Genomic DNA, 18,399 nt, shown 5'->3' with positions numbered 1-18,399 from the left:
CTCCTTTACGAACTGAGGTGCTCCGCTTTTACTAGCATGGTCAGGCCATTACTTAAACGAACGCGAACCTCGTCCTTGTTGAGTTCTACGATGGTGGCAGGCATGTTGCCGTTGCCCATATTAACGTTGACGTCTTTACCTACGACAATGTCTTCAGCCTTGAGTTCGCGACGCGGTTCTACAGGCTTCTTATCTAGCTTAGTATTTTTTGACTTAGCTGGTCGAGGTTTTGATGGGTTAGCTGTTGATTTATTTGATTTTGGCGCTCTTTTCGCTTTAGCGTCAGATTTTTTGTCGCCGTTTTTCGCAGCTTGCTCTTTACGACGCTCAGCCGCACGCGCTTTGCTTTCTGCCAGTGCGGTCTGTGCGTGGTCGATATGCTCTTGCTCAAGCTCGCCACAGTCGTTACCGTCCAAATCAACGCGAATCGCACCAGCCTTCACGCCGTATAGGTAACGCCAGGAAGAGGTATATTGGCGCAGTGCAGCGCGGAGCTGAGTTTTACTTACTTTCGGGTCATCAGCAAGACGCTCTGCCAAGTCTTGGAAAATGCCGATTTTCAGAGGACGAGCTTCACCTTCAAGAGTAAAGCATTGCGGGAAACGTTCAGCGATATAGGCAATGACTTGTTTGCTGTTGGCCAGTTTTTCAGTGTTTTCCATTTTTCTTCCTGTCTCTTTGCTCTAGTAAGGGCAATAGAGAGTGTGTACGAGTTAACAAATTAAGTGCTGCGTATTATAGAGACCTGTGATTGAAAAACCACAGAGAAGCTTAAATTTAGAGGTGTTTTTGCAATTCATTGACCAATAAAGTGAGTCCGGTTTCATCCTCTTGATCAAATCTTGCTTTTTTTGGCGAATCTATGTCCAACACGCCAATCAATTTGTTGCCTTGATACAGAGGCAATACGATCTCAGAATTGCTGGCTGCATCACAAGCTATGTGACCTTCGAATTGGTGGACATCCTCTACCCGTTCAACTCCACCGTTTGCATAAGCTGTCCCACAAACACCACGACCGTAGGGAATTCTCACACAAGCAGGTTTGCCCTGAAACGGTCCTAGCACCAGCTCTTTACCATCATCAAGATAGAAGCCCGCCCAATTAATGTCGTCTAATTCCTGAAACAAGAGCGCGCTGATGTTTGACAAATTAGCGATCAGATTCGGCTCGTCTTCTATTAGAGCGACAGTCTGGCGAGTGAGAAGCGAGTAAAAATCCGCTTTGTTTTCCATATGTAGACTACTTCCTTAACGTGCGATGGCCTACGATATGTTGAATCTGCTGGGGATTCAATCGTCGCATTAACGTATGACAGTTTTATCATCTATTACTGTCACTAATAATCCAGCTTAGAAACCACTTTGAAGCTTTGACGCCCGATTATTTCAGGTTGTTTGGGCATAACAGTTTGATTAAGATGCACATTGTATTGAGTATCAGGCACGCGTAAAAATGTGTTGTTTTGGTACCAATAGTGACGCTTGCCTGCCAGGAATGGTCATCTCTGCACGAGTGGTAATACAGGTAGCTCCCAAGGATTGGGTATATTTACACCAGTGACTCTATTTAAGGGGAAGATACGCTATGCATGTGCTGAGATGTGCGTCATGCGATCTGCTACTACATGAAGTGCCTGTGACAAGAGGCTTTAGCGCTCGCTGTCCACACTGCGATAGCCGGGTGATTAAAAACTCGTCCATCAGTTTATCCGGTGAGCTGGCAATTGCCATCGCAGCGCTGGTGTTGTTCATCCCTGCCCAGCTCTATCCTTTGGTCACCATTAACCTCTTCGGTGTGCCATTCTCAACCACGGTAACCAGCGGCAGTGTCGTTCTTCTGGATACATTTCCTTTTGTTGGCACTTTGGTCATATTCTGCGTAGCGATTGCCCCACTTTTATATTTGTTAACCATATTGGCATCGCACTTTTCTCTATTCATTCGAAATGCCACTGCGCTGAGATACAGCACAAAAATACTGAAATACATCCGCCACTGGGTAATGGTTGATGTGTTCCTGGTTAGCTTGGCGGTGGGTTGCTTTAAAGTACGGGATTTTGCAGAAGTGAGCCCGGATGCTGGATTATTAAGTTTCGTTCTGCTCCAAATCCTGACCGCTGTTCTTCTCTCTCGGGTATCCCCAAAACGCTACTGGGATGCTTTTGGTCTATCAAAAGAATCACGCGAAGAATCTACCGAGATCAAGTGTGAAGAAAATACGCTGACCGCCTGTAAGCTCTGCGGATTGACACAACATTCCGATCATGAGCACTGCATCCGTTGTGGCACCAAGACCGAACACCGGGTATTTCAAAGCATGCAGAAAACCTGGGCTTCTCTACTTGCTGCTGTTGTCTTTATCTTCCCAGCCAACTTCTACCCCATTTCCATTTTGCTGACCAACGGAAAAAGGCTGGAAGACACAATATTCTCGGGTGTTGCCTCCCTCATTAAGCAAGGGATGTATGGCATTGCCATCATTATCTTCACTGCCAGTATTATTGTTCCCGTAGCAAAAATTATTTGTCTGGCGTACATCCTGCTTTGTATTCACTTCAAAGTGGAATCAGGCAGGAAGCTTCGAATGAAGCTGTATCGGTTTGTTAAATGGATAGGTAAATGGTCAATGATGGATCTCTGCGTCATTGCCATCATGGTTTCCCTGATTGACCGCGGAAACCTTCTCGATTTCACACCAGGACCTGGTGCTATAGCCTTTGGGCTCGTTGTGGTACTCACTATGATTGCCGCAGAAAGTCTGGACTCTCGACTTATTTGGGACAAGTATGAGCAACGTTGAAGACTCACAAGTCAAAGACCCTGTGATTAAGAAAGACAAAAGTATCTCTCCACTGTGGATTTTCACCCTATTAGCTTTTGTTCTCGCTGGCTGGCTGCTTTATAAATCAGTCAATGAAGCCGGTGAACGCATTGAAATCTTCTTTACCGATGCTCAAGGTATCGAGGCAGGAAGAACCACCATTCGCTATCAGGGGCTTGAGGTTGGCATTATCCGGAAAGTCACCCTTTCTGATGATCTAAAAAGCATCTCCGCACAGGCTGAAATTTACCCAGAAGCCAAAAAGATCCTTCGCCAGAACACCGTATTCTGGGTGGTACGCCCCCGTGCATCAATCACTGGCATCAGCGGTTTAGATGCTCTGGTTACGGGTAACTACATCGCGGTGCAGCCTGGCACAGGTGACGAACGAAATACCTTCGTTGCCGCCGATGAGCCACCGGTCAATGCATTCGGCGATGATGGACTGCTGATTCAGCTACAAGCACCAGATCTTGGCTCTATCAGCGTAGGCTCTGGCGTTTACTACAAAAAAATCCGTGTGGGCGAAGTCATTGATTACCGTCTAACTTCGGACAAGCAAGGTGTGACACTGTCACTCAACATCAAGAATGAATATGCCAAATTGGTGACAAAGGCATCGAAATTCTGGAATGTCAGCGGTGTTGAAGCCGATATTGGTATTGGCGGTGTTGAAGTCAGCATTGAAAACCTCGCTTCGGTGATCGCCGGAGGCATTGCTTTCGATTCTCCGCCAGAAAGCAAACCAGCTGAACCTTTGGCCATGTATTCGTTGTATCGCTCTATCAACGATACGGACCGCGGTATTATGGTTACGATTAATCTGCCTGATAACCACGGTATTACAAATCCAGAAGCCCCTATTCTTTTCCAAGGGCTGGAAGTTGGTCGATTAAGCGGCATTCACTTCAATGAAGATTTTAGTGGCACAGAGGCCACTGCCAACATCAACCCATCCATGGCTTGGCTGCTGAAAACAGGAAGCGAATTTCTCATTGAGAAGCCAGAAATCAGTCTCGCAGGCGTTAAGCGTCTATCGAATCTAATCACTGGCAACACACTGTCGATCAAGCCCGGACAAGGTGATGATGCCAAAGTGTTCGCTGCCAAAACACAATCCGATTTAATCGAAGAAGATCCCCGCTCTCTACTTGTCACTGTCACAGCGGAGAGCAGTTGGGGGTTAAAAGCGGGTACTAAGGTGCTATATCGTGGTGTTCAGGTGGGTTTTGTAAAAGGTACAAAACTCAGTGATCAAGAAGTTAAACTGGAGCTGGTCGTATATCCCGACTACAAGCATCTGGTAAAAAGCGGCTCCAAGTTCTTTATTCTTGGCGGTGCCACAGGGCAAATTAACGCTGAAGGCATTGAGTTTAGCGTTCCGACTGTCGCTCAAATGGTGGAACCGGCAATCAGCTTTACCAGCGCTGGTGAAAATACCCCTCTTGCCGAATACCCACTGTTTAAATCAGACATTCAGGCTCGTAACGCTCAGAAAGCCACCAAAGGCTTTCAGCGTTTCACTCTGATTGCAGACAAACTCCCTTCAGTGTCTGAAGGCAGTCCTGTCATGTATAAGAACTTCACTGTCGGTAAAATTGAGCGGTTTGAGCTCACTCAATCTCGAGTGGAAGTGACGATTCAGATTGAAAACCGTTATCGCCATTTGGTCACCAGCAATACCGTTTTCTGGAATCATTCCGGCGTCGACATCGAAGCAGGTTTAAGTGGCGTGAAGATCGACACTGGTTCATTGAAGTCTATTGTCTCCGGCGGTATTTCTTTTGGAGATATCAATGGCATCGAAAACCGTAACGGGAAAGACTGGAAGCTCTATGACAGCCTGACGGATGCACAAAACCACGGCCTCAAATTGACCTTCTCTGCCGATGATGCAAGTGGTCTTGCGAAAGGCAGCAAAATCAAGTTCCAGGGCGTTGACGTGGGTGAAGTCACCTCTTTAGCGCCGGCATTCCAAACGGAAGGTGTCACCATCAAAGCGATGATTTATCCTGAGTTTTCCGGAAAACTGGCGCGAGCCACCAGCTATTTCTGGGTGGCACAGCCTTCACTGAGTTTGACCAAAACAGAAAATCTGGACTCTTTGTTCGGCTCATACATCTCTGTGGTACCGGGCAAAGGCGACAAACGCGACAACTTCCAGCTTCATAAATCAGCGGAATATTCTGGTGGCTTGTCGCTGGTGCTAGAAAGCGAAAACCGCGGCTCAGTGAGTGTCGGCACTCCTATTCTCTTCCGAGACTTTGAAGTTGGCGCGGTTACGGCAGTCCGATTGGGCCGCTTTGCTGACCGCGTCTTAATGGAAGTAAAAATCAGTGATGATTACAAACACCTGATACGCAACAACACCGTGTTCTGGAATCAGTCCGGTGTCGATGTTTCTATCGGTATCACTGGCGCAAATATTCGAAGCGGAACGTTGGAAAGCATCCTCAAAGGTGGCATCGCGTTCGCTACACCGCCGGGAGATAAACTGGCGAAGCCTGCCCGTTCTGACCAACACTTCCTTCTTCATAAAGCACCAGAGGAAGATTGGACTTCCTGGCGAACAGCCATTCCCTATTTCTAAGTCAGTTATCCTGATACAGCGCGGGCTTTGTCCCGCGCTTTTTTATGCAGCAAGCCGAGGTTCTTACTGGTTTCTCAACGCTAATCCTTTTACACTTCGCAGTTCAGTAAATGCCAGCAAGAGACCTTTCAGGTGCATCCAAATATCAAGATCCCAGAGTCGTTCCTAAATCAAATTGAACAGATTCTGCCTTCTCACCTTTCTATGACTGATTTCATCGAGTCGTGTAAACGCCCTCTTCGAAGAAGCCTTCGCGTAAATACGCTGAAAATCTCGGTGGAAGATTTTCTTGAACGTGCCAATGAAAAAGGCTGGAATCTTTCGCCTGTGCCATGGTGTGACACAGGGTTTTGGCTGGATGACTACGACGAAGACAACGTGCCTCTGGGGAACACCGCAGAGCACATGGCTGGCCTGTTCTACATTCAGGAAGCGAGCTCAATGCTGCCAGTCACCGCATTGCTGGAAAACGACATTACATTGAACCGTGTTCTGGATATGGCAGCCGCACCAGGCTCCAAGACCACGCAAATCGCAGCAGCTTTGAGCAATGAAGGTCTTCTGGTTGCTAATGAATACTCGGCGAGCCGAGTCAAAGTACTTCATGCCAACCTGCTTCGCTGTGGTGTGGTGAATTCGGCGCTGACTAACTATGATGGCCGTGTGTTTGGTGACTGGTTGCCAGAAACCTTTGACGCGATCTTGCTCGATGCACCGTGTTCTGGTGAAGGGACGATCAGAAAAGATGCTGACGCCTTTAGCAACTGGAGCCTGGAATCTGTGCAAGACATCGCGAATACCCAGCGCGATCTGATTGTGAGTGCCTTCCACGCTCTGAAACCGGGCGGCACCATGGTGTACTCGACATGTACCCTTAATCACGATGAAAACCAACATATCTGCCATTTCATCAAAGACACTTTTGGTGATGCTGTCGAATTTGAACCACTCAATGACCTTTTTAAAGGTGCTGCTGCTGCCTGCACAGAAGAAGGCTTCCTGCATGTGTTTCCGCAGATTTTCGACAGCGAGGGTTTTTTCGTTGCTCGCCTGAAGAAAACGGACAGCGTCGGCTCTGAGATGGTCAAAAAGCGTCCACGTAAATTTCCATTCCAAAAGGCCAAACCAAAAGAGGCTGATGCAGTAGTCAAAGCACTGGATGACACACTGGGACTTTCCGTTCCTCAATCATCTAACGTGTGGCTGCGTGATAAAGAAGTGTGGATTTTCCCAGAACAGGTTGAAGATATTCTTCCTGAAATCAAATTTGATCGCATTGGATTAAAGCTCGCAGAAGCCCATAAGAAAGGATACCGCTGGCAGCATGAGACCATCATGGCTTTAGCGAAAGGAAACGAGCCAAAGTGTGTTGAGCTGTCTGTGGCTGACGCTAAAGAATGGTATATGGGCAGGGATATTAGACCAGAAGGCCTGACAGATTCTGGTGAAGTCATCGTTTGTTACCGTCGTCAACCGATTGGTATCGGTAAATGGGTAGGCAACCGAATCAAAAATGGCCTTCCAAGAGAGTTAGTTAGAGACGTCAATTTATTTATTGAATAGACGATCCCTAAATTCTCATTCATGACACGCCGCGAGAGCCTTGCGCCAGCTAAATTTTGAAGTGTTACAAATCTCCATTTAAACCAGTTAGCGCAAGGCTCTTACGAGCCATTCCCCTAAGCCCGGAACAGGAATCGTTCCGGGCTCTTTTTATCTGACGTTCTTCAACGGAAATCAGTCACAAAAAAGGCCGCTTTCGCGACCTTTCTTTACTCCCTTTCTACCTACATTACTTAATCAGGTAGATGCCATCTTTCTCGATGCGGATTCTGCGCTCTTTGTACAATCCACCGATGGTTTTCTTGAACGTCGCCTTACTGGTGCGGAACAATTCAAAAATCTGGTCTGGGCTGCTCTTGTCAGTCACCGGCAGGAAGCCACCTTTACGCTCTAGAGTGCGAACAATTTTGTCAGAAAGGTCGTCGACTTTACCTTTACCCAGTTTCTGCAATGACAGGTCAATTTTGCCGTCTTCACGAATCTGCTTGATGTAGGCCTTCAGGCTCTTACCAATAAACAGCTTTCCAAAGACTTCTGACTTGAACAGCAGGCCCCAATGGGCGTCATTCACAGCACACTTGTAGCCAAGCTCGGTTTCTTCCGCCACGGTCACATGAACCTGATCGCCTTTCTTATAGCGCGCAGGGGTTTTGTCGAGAAACTTATTAAACTTGGTGGAGCCAACGATACGCCCTGACGCATTATCAATGTAAAGGAAAACCAGATAGTCTCTTCCTTCCTGCATTTTAATGCGCTGTTCGCTGAACGGAACCAACAGGTCTTTTGGCAAACCCCAATTCAAAAACGCCCCAACACTCGTCGTGTTGACACATTTCAGCTTCGCGAATTGTCCGACCTGCGCCAATGGCTTTTCGGTGGTTGCAATCACATCGTCTTCAGAGTCAAAGTAGATGAACACTTCAATCTCATCGCCAATTTGCGTGCCTTTTGGCACATAGCGTTTTGGCAGCAGAATATTGCCGTATTCCTGTCCGCCGTCTACGAATACGCCGAACTCGACTTCTTTCACCACGGTAAGGTGATTCATCTGACCGATTTTAATCATGGATGTATTGCTCGTTGGTTTTTTAGGGTCTGTTGGCCGCAGTATACGAGATTTACTGGCTGATAGTTGCAGTAATTTGATGACAAAAGCTTGATTGGTTCTTTATTGGGCGGGAATGATTGCCAAGCTTGCAACGAAAAAACGCCACGACAATGCGTGGCGCTCAAAACAGTTGATATTCAGAAAGACAATCTACTGATAAATCAGTTCTACATTGGCCCCTTCCGCCAATTCGATAATCGCTTTGTCAGACTCTTGAGCAAGGATCTGAACCGGCTTATCAGCTAATTGCGTCTTACGAACCGTGTCGCGGATCAGGCTCTTTACTGCTTCATTGTGTTTGCTGAATGTATACGGTAGCGCTTCGTCACCAAAGTCCACCGCCAGCGTAAATGCTGCTAGATTATCGACATCAATGATGATGCCGTCGAAATACGCAAGCAAAGCCTCAGCCAGCACGGCATTAGCAGGTAACTGGCATGCCAGAAGCACTTTCAGACCGTTTGCGCCCCGACAAAGACCCTGCTCTGCCAGCAAATCAATCATGGTAGCAGCTTCACTGGATGTACGAACAAAAGGAACAACGACTTCCACAGGAAGCTTCTTGTCCTGAATCGCCTTTTTAAGCACCTCGCACTCAAAAATAAATCCGGGTTTACCTGCTTTGCTCGCATAGCGCGAAACACCACGCAGTCCCATCGCGGGGTTTGCTTCCTCAGGCTCGGAATCTGCGCCTTGCATTTGTTTTAACGCCAGCGCGCTTTGGTCGTTCAGCATGACACGAAATGGTCGGTCTGTGTTCGCTTTATAAGCACTTTCGAGCAAGGACACTAATTTGTCCTTCGTCGCATTACTGTCATCTAATGCTGACGGATGAGTTCCGATGGCATTGATATACAATTCACCGAGAGAGACCAGTCCAAACGACGTGTCGTGACCTTCCAGTTGAGAGGAGTTCTTAAAAACGTGGGAATAGGTTAAATCCATTTGAGACATAGCGCACCAATACTGCCTTGTAGAAACTTAAGTGCCTGTTGTGGCAAGAAAATGATGGTTTATCGACGCCGATTCTTCGCAAGCGACTGATTTTCGTCCATCCAGAGGAAAACATACCACAGAGCCCTTTTGTTACAAGAGAAATCCGAGATGAATTTTCGATTCCGGATGACCGCACAAAGCTCGGTTGTTTACGAATCTTTCCGGTCAAAACAAATGCAATAGAAAGAATAAATCGCTGAAAGACCACATCATGGCTTTTCTGACACCGATTTTTTGCTATCTTACTGCCTTCGCAAGAACACCGACGTAAGGAAGGCAGAGCCCATGCCGATTAAAACTGACGAACTAAGAACGCAACCTGTTGACACTCTGCCAACCCCAGCAGAAGTGGAAGCAGAATCCCCACTTACAGACAGTGTTGCTCAAGACATCGCCGAAGCCCGTAAACAAGCTGAAGATATTCTTACTGGCCGCGACAACCGACTCCTTGTCGTTGTTGGTCCATGTTCTATCCATGATCCAGATGCGGGTCTGGACTACGCAAAACGCCTTAAAGTGCTGGCAGACCAACACAAAGAAACACTTCACATTGTCATGCGTACCTATTTCGAAAAACCACGCACTGTTGTGGGCTGGAAAGGCATGATCAATGACCCAGATCTCGATGGCAGCTGTAACCTTCGCAAAGGCCTGTTCAAAGCCCGTAAATTTCTGCTGGATGTGAACAAGCTGGGCCTGCCTACTGCAACCGAGTTCCTGGACATGATTACCGGACAATACATTGCAGACTTGGTGACCTGGGGAGCCATTGGCGCACGTACGACGGAATCACAAATCCACCGTGAAATGGCATCTGCGTTGTCATGCCCGGTTGGCTTTAAAAACGGCACCGATGGGAACATTAAAATTGCCATTGATGCGATTCGTTCAAGCCAAACGTCTCATCTATTCTGCTCACCGGACAAAAATGGCGTCATGACCATCTACCGCACCAGCGGCAACCCTTATGGTCACGTTATCCTCCGCGGTGGACATCAGCCGAACTACCACAAAGCTGATGTTGAGAGTGCTGCAGCGAACTTGTCTGAAATTGGTCTGACACCCCGCCTTGTGGTGGACTTCAGTCACGCAAACTGTGAGAAACAGCACCGTCGTCAATTAGATGTTGCTGCAGACATTTGCAACCAACTGGTCGAAGGCGACACTTTCATCGCTGGTATCATGGCGGAGAGTTTCATCGAAGAAGGTAACCAAGCCGCTGATAAAGACAACTTGTGCGACCTTACGTATGGCAAGTCCATCACAGACCCATGTCTTGGCTGGAACGACACTGAAAAAATGCTGCAGATGCTTTCTGACGCTATTGCGAAACGTAATTCACGCTAAACAAGTGTGTGTGATAAGCTCAACCTTCAGTTAAATATCAGGAAATTACTATGCCTTCTTTTGATATCGTTTCAGAGATCGATACCGTTGAGTTGAAAAACGCCGTAGACAACGCGAAACGCGAACTGGCTACCCGTTTTGACTTTCGTAACGTAGACGCAAGCTTTGAACTCAACAAAGAAGTCGTGAAAGTCTCTGCTGAATCTGACTTTCAGGTTAACCAAATGATGGATATCCTTCGCGGTAACCTAGCCAAACGCGGTGTTGATGCCCGCGCGATGGAACCTAAAGACATGGTTCACTCAGGTAAGACTTTCTTCAGCGATGTGCATTTCAAAAACGGCATCGAAGCCGACATTGCGAAGAAAATCGTCAAGCTGATTAAAGAGGCCAAGATTAAGGTTCAAGCTCAGATTCAGGGTGAGAAGCTTCGCGTAACCGGTAAAAAGCGTGACGACCTTCAAGCAGCAATGCAAGTTGTCCGTGAAGCTGATTTGGGTCAGCCATTCCAGTTCGATAACTTCAGAGACTAACCCAGCCTAACGAGTAAAAAGCCATTTGCCTTTCGGTGAATGGCTTTTTTTGTTGATAACGAGGACGCTTAACATGACAAACATTGTTTATATCGCGACCAGCCTTGACGGTTACATCGCAGACAAAGACGGCGGCTTAGATTGGTTACACAGCATTCCGAACCCTGAACAATCAGATTTTGGCTGGGCAGAATTTATGGCTGGTATTGATGGGTTGGTAATGGGCAGAACCACTTTTGAAACAGTATTGGGATTTGACTGTGATTGGCCATATACCAAACCCGTGTTTGTGCTCAGCAATACTATGAATGAAATCCCTGACTCCCATAAAGATAAAGCTTTTTTGGTTTCAGGATCACTGTCAGAGATCCTTAAAAGCCTCAATGAGCAAGGTTTCAAGAATCTTTACATCGATGGCGGAAAGACGATTCAAAGCTTTCTGTCGGAAGACCTGATTGATGAACTCGTCATCACCCAAATTCCTGTATTGCTGGGCGGTGGCTCAAGACTGTTTGGCGATCTGAAGCACAGGCAACAGTTTGAGTTAGTCAAAAGTGAAGTGCTTATCGACGCTATGGTGAAATCTCACTTTAAACGCGTGAGATAAGCCATCCAGAAAGAGGCCTGAGCCCATTGCAGGCCTCTTATGGGATCATGTCCTTACCTAACATCAATCACGCGGCTGGCTTTTTTGTATTGCACCTTCCACCCGTTCCAAGACGGCAATTCCCATCGTTTAGGCCCGTCTTTTCTGGTGCCGCCGACATGATGCACCACCACAGTCCGTTTTCCTTTTTGATACTCAACATCAAGCTTCAATTCAGCAAGCGTCAGTTCCAGCGGGTATTTTTCGGCAAAATCATCAAACTCCCACGATGGAATGCCCTCAAAGACAAAATCATCACCATCAATAAGCTCAAGATCATCGACTGATTCAACGCCCAAATCCTTCAGAGCTTTCTCAAGCCATGACAATACATCTACCTGCGGGCGATTGGCGGTATCTTCCAATGATTGATAGAGGTTCCAGTATTTCACCTCTTTCGTTAAACGCTCGCCCGTCCCCTCGAGAAGTTCACCATGAAGAATTTGTGTCGCCAGCGCACGGATGAGGGTTTCCCCCTGAGCGGCTTTTCTGTATTCGCCAATGACCCTTCCTGCATAAATGCGCTCGATAACATCAACCACCACACCTTCGCTGTCATCAAACTCAGAAACGGATTCTTCACCTAACCCAGCATCAACAAGCCAACCGAACGGAACCGGTGCCATGCAGGTTGCGTAAGAGGTTGTCTGTTTCACACCGCGTCCCGCCAAGTGAAACTGATCAAACACTATGGCTGCCTGGGGCTCCGCAAGGAAATCACTATCTCGACTTAAAGTAACTTCATTAAAGCCATTACCAAAGGCTTGCTGACGTTTTTCGCGCCGGACATAAGCTAATTCTGAAGACACCGACAACACATTTTTTAGAAATGCTTCCCGATGAAACCGACTCGCGACTTCCCATTGCGGTAACTCTAATGCTTCACGTATCGAGGCCGAAAGTCGCCTTGCCTCATCCAGCGCAACAGCATCAACATCAATGATTTCGGCAGGTTGCTCACCACGAAGCACAGCAATTGATGTGACAACGTCACAAGAATAGGTGTTCCAACGGCGATAGTCCTCCAGTAGTAGCTCGCCAGCTTTGCGCCTCCAGACTGTCATCGGTGTTTGCAATATTGCCGCGAGATCAATCATGGCTTCGGTGTTGGATTTGCTGTCCATTCCTGAAATAAGGTGGGCGAAAAGGCTATCAATCGGCAAGGGATAGAGGCGCTGACCATGCGTTGTGATCTTGCCAGATTCATCAATAGCACCCATTTCAGTCAATCGCGTTTTTGCAATGTGCATCGACTTATCTGGGAGTTTGGAGAGAAACGTCAGAGCTTCCAGCATATAGCCACAACACGCTGCCGCAAGCATGGTCTCAGTGAGGTCTTCCCTTTCCAATTCTGGCGGTGTAAAAGTCTCTAGGGGCGCATGTTCCCCGAATAACCGTTCACAATATCCAGCAGAAATTCGGCCTGCGCGTCCGGCACGCTGTTTGGCGCTGGCTTTTGATATCGCGTGCAGAGCCAAAGCGGTGCGCCCGTTTCTCTGATGTGTGCGGCGCTCCATGCCGGAGTCAATAACAGTCACAATTCCCGGAATCGTCAGTGAAGTCTCTGCCACATTCGTTGCCAGCACCACACGTTGATTTTCCGACTGGTGCAAAGCACGAAATCGGTCGGAGTCGGACACAGATGCATGCAAAGGGATGACGTCTGCATCCAGTGTTTTCAACATTGATTGGCACTGGTTGATTTCCTTTTTACCTGGCAGAAAAACCAACACATCTCCACCTCTTTCGAGCGCCCTTTCAACAATCGGCTTAATGCGGTTCTCAATCGATTTTCCCGACGGCATATGCTGGGAGTCGAGTGCATGGTGATATGTAGTGACACCGTAACTCCTTGCACTTGCGATAAGCACTTTGGCGTTGAAGTAGGCTTCAAGACGCTGGTTATCAAGGGTCGCAGACGTGATGATCAAACGATGCTGATTATGCTCTACCAACAACGCAGCAAGTAAATCAGTCTCCGAGCGACGTTCGTGAAACTCATCAATCATCACCACATCAAAATCTTTCAACTTATCTTCGCTGAACCAGCGCAGCACCAAGCCAGGTGTGGCAAATACCACCTCAGAGTTTTCCTGAAAACGGTAATCAAATTTGATGGCATAGCCAACCCGTTCTCCCACTTGGCTGTTCAATGTATCAGCGACGAATCCAGCCAAACTGGTGCAGGCGACACGACGAGGTTCAATCACCAATACCCGACCGAGTTTTGTGGCCCACACTGGCAGACGGGTCGATTTACCAGTTCCAGTATCCGCCTGAACGATTAGGTTGGAGTCGCAGAGAATGTGTTCAACGTCTTGTTGAATGCTATCGATAGGAAGCGTGAGGTTTTTTCCGTCATTCATGACTTTTTATATGCGTTTCTGGTTTGTTGTGAGTGTACCCTAGTGTTTGTGTGTATGTGTCGTTTTCCACCCCTTGCGCTCGCATCAGCTCACCTTTTCCTGCTCAGTTGCTCGTTTAAAACAAAATGCGCTTGAATACCAAAGGTTAACAACACTACACTTTCACGCCTTATACTTTAGTATTAATCACCTTCTGAAAGAACAGAGTTGTCTTCTCAATGCATAATCAAAAACGTCCTCTCTATATCCCTTACGCGGGCCCAGCACTACTGGAAACGCCTCTCCTGAATAAAGGCAGTGCATTTTCTGTCGAAGAACGCATGTTCTTTAATCTTGAAGGCCTTTTGCCGGAAGCGATTGAGTCTATCGAAGAACAAGCCGAGCGTGCCTACAAGCAGTACCTCCGTTTCGAAAATGATATGGATAAACATATCTATCTTCGAAATATTCAGGACACCAACGAAACCCTGTTCTATCGACTGGTTAACAGCCACATTTCTGAGATGATGCCAATCATCTACACCCCGACAGTTGGCGCAGCATGCGAAAACTTTTCCGAAATCTACCGTCGTGGCCGTGGTTTGTTTATCTCTTACCCGAACCGCTACCGTATCGATGAAATGCTCAACAACGCTTCGCGCCACAACGTGAAAGTCATCGTTGTAACGGATGGCGAACGCATTCTGGGTCTTGGGGATCAGGGCATCGGCGGCATGGGTATTCCGATCGGTAAGCTTGCGCTATACACCGCATGTGGGGGTATCAGCCCAGCCTATACACTTCCAATTGTTCTGGATGTTGGCACCAATAACCCTCAGCGCCTTTCTGACCCTATGTATATGGGTTGGCGTCATACACGTGTGACGGGTCAAGATTACGATGATTTCATCGAAGAGTTTATTCAGGCAGTACAACTTCGTTGGCCTGATGCATTGATTCAATTTGAGGATTTCGCGCAGAAGAATGCGATGCCAATCCTTGAGCGATACAAAGACCGCGTATGTTGTTTTAACGATGACATTCAAGGTACTGCAGCCGTGACCGTTGGTTCGCTGATTGCGGCTTGTAAAGCTGCGGGGACCAAGCTTTCCGAGCAACGCATTACCTTCCTGGGTGCAGGTTCAGCGGGTTGCGGTATCGCAGAAGCGATCATTGCGCAGATGGTGTCTGAAGGCATCACTGATGGTGAAGCGCGTGAGCGTGTGTTCATGGTTGACCGTTGGGGTCTGCTGTTGGATTCCATGCCAAACCTGCTCGATTTCCAGCAGAAGCTGGTTCAGAAGTCATCTGCGATCAAAGACTGGGAGCTGCAAGACCAAAATGTTTCGCTACTCGATGTGGTTCAGAATGCTAAACCTACCGTTCTTATCGGTGTTTCTGGTGCACCAGGTCTGTTCAGCGAAGAAGTCATTAAAGCGATGCACGCTAACTGCGAACGCCCTATTGTGTTCCCACTGTCTAACCCAACCAGCCGTGTCGAAGCGACGCCGTTTGATATCCTTCGCTGGACAAACGGTGAGGCTCTGGTAGCAACCGGTAGCCCATTTGAGCCTGTTGTTCTGGATGGCGGTAAAACCTTTACCATTGCACAGTGCAACAACAGCTACATTTTCCCAGGCATCGGTTTGGGTGTGTTGGCGGCTGAAGCGAAACGTGTCACTGACGAAATGCTGATGGAATCCAGCCGCGCACTGGCTGAGTGTTCTCCACTGGCCAAGTTTGGTCGCGGCCCACTGTTGCCTGCGCTTGAAGAGATTCACTCTGTGTCCCGCCACATTGCATTGGCAGTGGCGAAGAAAGCCATTGAGCAAGGTGTAGCGCTGGAACTGACGGAAGATGCCTTGCAAGAACGTATCGATGCCATTTTCTGGCAGCCTAAGTACCGTCAGTACAAACGCACGTCGTTCTAATCTCTCTATCTGCGCCATTTGAAACAACCTCTGCTTTTGCGGAGGTTGTTTTTGTTATTTCGCTCAATTTGGTTTAACCTCCTGTTTCTTCCGCTGATATTTATTTCCCCATACTGTGATGTCATTGCGTAAAGCGTCTTTTGTAATCATGACTCTTGTTGTCGCCTCACTTGTTGCTATCGCAGCAATGGATTTCTGGGTGACATTTCAGGCGAAAGACCGCATCTACGATTCCGTCGATAACACACCAAATCGCCATATCGGTTTGGTGCTGGGTACCAGCAAGTACATCGGCAGAACACTGAACCCTTATTACACCTATCGCATTGAAGCCGCACAGGAGCTCTATCTCAGTAAAAAAGTTGAGGTGATGCTGCTCAGTGGCGACAACGCCCACCGCTCTTATAACGAACCTTGGACGATGAAACGGGACATGCTGAAAGCTGGGATCCCAGATGATCGGATCTTCCTCGACTATGCAGGCTTCCGCACGCTGGACTCCATTATTCGCGCTAAGAAGGTGTTTGATGCAGACGAATTCACCCTCGTTACCCAAGCTTTCCACTGCGAGCGAGCCCTTTTCATCGCTGACTATTACGATATTGATGCTATCTGTCTGGCCGTTCCAAGCCCCGGCGGCACAGCAGGCATGAAAATCCGCGCCCGAGAAACCTTGGCGCGTGTTAAGGCTGTGTTAGACATTTATGTATTAAACGAACAACCCAAGTTCCTTGGACCAAAAGAAAGCATTCCCACCGAAACACTTTCTGACAATTAGATAACCACTGTTACTCCGCCAGTAAAGTGATGGGTAGGTTTCCACCCATTCCAAAAACATCAGCTCCCAGTTTTAAACATCCGCGCAACATCTTGTTAATCCTGTGGCTTCCGCCTCTCTCACCCTTTGATTCTTTCAGCAATAATGCACCCACAAAGAGCGAAATGCTCGATAGCGGAAACCTTGATTCATCGTTTCCACCAAAACAAGAAAGTTGCCCTACTTATATATGAAGGAAGCCCATATGACAGCATTAACCCTTGCTTTCAAAGATTGGCTGTTTAACAGAAACAGTTTGATCCTCCTTGCAGACATTGCACTCTTTTTCATCCTGATGAATGTCTTACCGTTTGAAGAAAACGTCGTTATCGGCCTGTCCATGCTGGTCTTTATCGCTGTACTTTGGCTAACCGAAGCCCTGCATGTCAGCATCACTGCCCTGCTCGTTCCCTTGATGGCAGTCGTACTGGGTGTATTCAAAACCCCCGCCGCACTGGCAAACTTTGCCAACCCAATTATTTTCCTTTTCCTCGGCGGTTTTGCTCTGGCTGCGGCGCTTCATGTACAAAAGCTTGACCAAGCGATTGCCGATAAAGTGTTGGTATTGGCAAAAGGACGTATGAGCGTTGCTGTGTTGATGCTGTTTGGTGTGACAGCAGGTCTTTCGATGTGGATTTCAAACACTGCAACGACAGCCATGATGCTTCCTCTGGTACTGGGTGTACTGAGCAAGGTTAACGCTAAATCTGAGCGTGGCACTTATGTTTTTGTTCTACTGGGTATTGCTTACTGTGCAAGTATCGGCGGTATCGCGACTATCGTGGGTAGCCCGCCAAACGCGATCGCTGCGGCAGAAGTTAACCTGAACTTTGCACAATGGATGAAGCTTGGCCTTCCGATCACGCTGACGCTGCTTCCTCTCACTATCGCAGTGCTTTACTTCCTGACGAAACCAAACCTAAACCACACGTTTGAACTCAACCACAAACCTATCGAATGGACGAACGGTCGTCGTCTGACACTGGCCATCTTCGCTTTCACTGCTTTCTGCTGGATTTTCAGCAAGCCAATCAACCAAATGCTAGGCGGCCTAAGCAAGTTTGACTCGCTGGTTGCGCTGACTGCTATCATCCTGTTGGGTGCAACCCGTGTGGTGAAATGGAAAGACATTGAGAAAACGACTGATTGGGGCATCTTGCTGCTGTTCGGTGGTGGCTTAACACTGAGTAACGTACTGAAAGCGACTGGAACCAGCGTATTCCTTGCGGAATCTCTGAGTGGTTTCTTATCAAGCGCAGGCATCTTCTTCACTCTACTGACCGTTGTTGCTTTCGTGGTGTTTCTGACTGAATTTGCAAGTAACACGGCAAGTGCGGCGCTTCTGGTGCCAGTCTTCGCCACAGTCGCTGAAGCACTGGGTGTGTCTCCGGTCGTGCTGTCAGCCTTGATTGCTGTCGCTGCTTCGTGTGCATTCATGCTGCCTGTTGCCACACCACCTAACGCAATTGTGTTCGGTTCTGGTCATATCAAACAATCAGAAATGATGCGTGCCGGTAGCTACCTGAACGTTGTCGCCATCATTGTTCTGGCTATGTTTGCCTGGATGTTCTGGTAATTAGAACAAGCCACCGTAAACCATCCCCCTAAGTGGCCTTCGGGCCACTTTTTTGTTTTAAATCACTTCCTGCTAACACTCGTTTGTTTCAACCCTGTAACGGGAGTAAACTGCTTTTATTAT

14 protein-coding genes are annotated in these 18,399 nt (G+C 47.8%); 9 read left to right on the top strand and 5 right to left on the bottom strand.

All coding sequences use genetic code 11. The features are described 5' to 3' along the window. Window positions 1–5: 5 nt before the first annotated feature. Window positions 6–662, bottom strand: coding sequence for an RNA chaperone ProQ (proQ, locus tag QL223_RS15760; protein ID WP_002539359.1), 657 nt, complete (start codon window positions 660–662; stop codon window positions 6–8). A gap of 115 nt (window positions 663–777) precedes the next feature. Next, the gene (locus tag QL223_RS15755) at window positions 778–1,236 is read right to left on the bottom strand and encodes a GAF domain-containing protein (protein ID WP_281545260.1); all 459 of its coding nucleotides are present in this window, start codon (window positions 1,234–1,236) and stop codon (window positions 778–780) included. Between the two features lie 352 nt (window positions 1,237–1,588). Here QL223_RS15755 and QL223_RS15750 point away from each other — a divergent pair, with 352 nt between their 5' ends. From QL223_RS15750 to rsmF, 3 genes are all read left to right on the top strand, one after another. Next, on the top strand, window positions 1,589–2,803 hold the full coding sequence (locus QL223_RS15750) for a paraquat-inducible protein A (protein WP_281545259.1): 1,215 nt from the start codon (window positions 1,589–1,591) through the stop codon (window positions 2,801–2,803). Next, the gene (locus QL223_RS15745) at window positions 2,790–5,414 is read left to right on the top strand and encodes an MlaD family protein (protein WP_281545258.1); all 2,625 of its coding nucleotides are present in this window, start codon (window positions 2,790–2,792) and stop codon (window positions 5,412–5,414) included. The genes QL223_RS15750 and QL223_RS15745 overlap by 14 nt, the downstream gene beginning before the upstream one ends. A 132-nt stretch (window positions 5,415–5,546) precedes the next feature. Next, window positions 5,547–6,977, top strand: coding sequence for a 16S rRNA (cytosine(1407)-C(5))-methyltransferase RsmF (gene rsmF / locus QL223_RS15740; RefSeq protein WP_281545257.1), 1,431 nt, complete (start codon window positions 5,547–5,549; stop codon window positions 6,975–6,977). A gap of 229 nt (window positions 6,978–7,206) precedes the next feature. Here rsmF and QL223_RS15735 read toward each other — a convergent pair whose 3' ends face one another. Then, complete coding sequence (locus QL223_RS15735; RefSeq protein WP_281545256.1) at window positions 7,207–8,043, bottom strand: S1-like domain-containing RNA-binding protein; 837 nt, start codon at window positions 8,041–8,043, stop codon at window positions 7,207–7,209. Window positions 8,044–8,235: 192 nt separating this feature from the next. Beyond that, the gene (locus QL223_RS15730; RefSeq protein WP_039850116.1) at window positions 8,236–9,039 is read right to left on the bottom strand and encodes a putative PEP-binding protein; all 804 of its coding nucleotides are present in this window, start codon (window positions 9,037–9,039) and stop codon (window positions 8,236–8,238) included. A 327-nt stretch (window positions 9,040–9,366) separates the two neighbouring features. On the opposite strand from QL223_RS15730, the gene QL223_RS15725 reads away from it, so the two are divergent. From QL223_RS15725 to QL223_RS15715, 3 genes are all read left to right on the top strand, one after another. Continuing rightward, a complete protein-coding gene (locus QL223_RS15725) occupies window positions 9,367–10,428 on the top strand; it encodes a 3-deoxy-7-phosphoheptulonate synthase (protein WP_002539369.1) in 1,062 nt (353 codons plus the stop codon). Window positions 10,429–10,478: 50 nt separating this feature from the next. Further along, on the top strand, window positions 10,479–10,961 hold the full coding sequence (locus tag QL223_RS15720; RefSeq protein ID WP_281545255.1) for a YajQ family cyclic di-GMP-binding protein: 483 nt from the start codon (window positions 10,479–10,481) through the stop codon (window positions 10,959–10,961). A gap of 73 nt (window positions 10,962–11,034) precedes the next feature. Then, on the top strand, window positions 11,035–11,568 hold the full coding sequence (locus QL223_RS15715; RefSeq protein ID WP_281545254.1) for a dihydrofolate reductase family protein: 534 nt from the start codon (window positions 11,035–11,037) through the stop codon (window positions 11,566–11,568). 53 nt (window positions 11,569–11,621) lie between these two features. On the opposite strand, the gene QL223_RS15710 is transcribed toward QL223_RS15715, so the two are convergent. Then, entirely contained in the window at window positions 11,622–13,973 is a 2,352-nt protein-coding gene (locus QL223_RS15710; RefSeq protein ID WP_281545253.1) for a helicase-related protein, read from the bottom strand. A 218-nt stretch (window positions 13,974–14,191) separates the two neighbouring features. On the opposite strand from QL223_RS15710, the gene QL223_RS15705 reads away from it, so the two are divergent. The 3 genes from QL223_RS15705 to QL223_RS15695 all read left to right on the top strand — a co-directional run bounded on the left by QL223_RS15705 (window position 14,192) and on the right by QL223_RS15695 (window position 18,276). Then, window positions 14,192–15,883, top strand: coding sequence for an NAD-dependent malic enzyme (locus QL223_RS15705; RefSeq protein ID WP_281545252.1), 1,692 nt, complete (start codon window positions 14,192–14,194; stop codon window positions 15,881–15,883). 118 nt (window positions 15,884–16,001) lie between these two features. Next, window positions 16,002–16,661: an ElyC/SanA/YdcF family protein gene (locus QL223_RS15700; protein WP_281545251.1), complete on the top strand. Its 660-nt coding sequence runs from the start codon at window positions 16,002–16,004 to the stop codon at window positions 16,659–16,661. A gap of 244 nt (window positions 16,662–16,905) precedes the next feature. After that, window positions 16,906–18,276, top strand: a complete 1,371-nt coding sequence (locus tag QL223_RS15695) for a DASS family sodium-coupled anion symporter (RefSeq protein WP_281545250.1) — start codon at window positions 16,906–16,908, stop codon at window positions 18,274–18,276. The last annotated feature ends 123 nt before the right edge of the window (window positions 18,277–18,399 follow it).

The sequence above is a fragment of the Grimontia sp. SpTr1 genome (assembly GCF_947387585.1).
Lineage (GTDB): Bacteria > Pseudomonadota > Gammaproteobacteria > Enterobacterales > Vibrionaceae > Enterovibrio > Enterovibrio indicus.
The sequence above is the reverse complement of the archived record's forward strand: the minus strand, read 5'-3'. Positions and strand labels throughout refer to the sequence as shown.

Bases quoted from the DNA above. Each gene is read 5' to 3' on its own strand.
- QL223_RS15745 (WP_281545258.1), top strand. From the start codon at position 2,790: ATGAGCAACGTTGAAGACTCACAAGTCAAAGACCCTGTGATTAAGAAA.
- QL223_RS15700 (WP_281545251.1), top strand. From the start codon at position 16,002: ATGTCATTGCGTAAAGCGTCTTTTGTAATCATGACTCTTGTTGTCGCC.
- QL223_RS15695 (WP_281545250.1), top strand. From the start codon at position 16,906: ATGACAGCATTAACCCTTGCTTTCAAAGATTGGCTGTTTAACAGAAAC.
- QL223_RS15715 (WP_281545254.1), top strand. From the start codon at position 11,035: ATGACAAACATTGTTTATATCGCGACCAGCCTTGACGGTTACATCGCA.
- QL223_RS15720 (WP_281545255.1), top strand. From the start codon at position 10,479: ATGCCTTCTTTTGATATCGTTTCAGAGATCGATACCGTTGAGTTGAAA.
- QL223_RS15735 (WP_281545256.1), bottom strand. From the start codon at position 8,043: ATGATTAAAATCGGTCAGATGAATCACCTTACCGTGGTGAAAGAAGTC.
- QL223_RS15730 (WP_039850116.1), bottom strand. From the start codon at position 9,039: ATGTCTCAAATGGATTTAACCTATTCCCACGTTTTTAAGAACTCCTCT.
- QL223_RS15755 (WP_281545260.1), bottom strand. From the start codon at position 1,236: ATGGAAAACAAAGCGGATTTTTACTCGCTTCTCACTCGCCAGACTGTC.
- QL223_RS15750 (WP_281545259.1), top strand. From the start codon at position 1,589: ATGCATGTGCTGAGATGTGCGTCATGCGATCTGCTACTACATGAAGTG.
- QL223_RS15710 (WP_281545253.1), bottom strand. From the start codon at position 13,973: ATGAATGACGGAAAAAACCTCACGCTTCCTATCGATAGCATTCAACAA.
- QL223_RS15705 (WP_281545252.1), top strand. From the start codon at position 14,192: ATGCATAATCAAAAACGTCCTCTCTATATCCCTTACGCGGGCCCAGCA.
- QL223_RS15725 (WP_002539369.1), top strand. From the start codon at position 9,367: ATGCCGATTAAAACTGACGAACTAAGAACGCAACCTGTTGACACTCTG.
- proQ (WP_002539359.1), bottom strand. From the start codon at position 662: ATGGAAAACACTGAAAAACTGGCCAACAGCAAACAAGTCATTGCCTAT.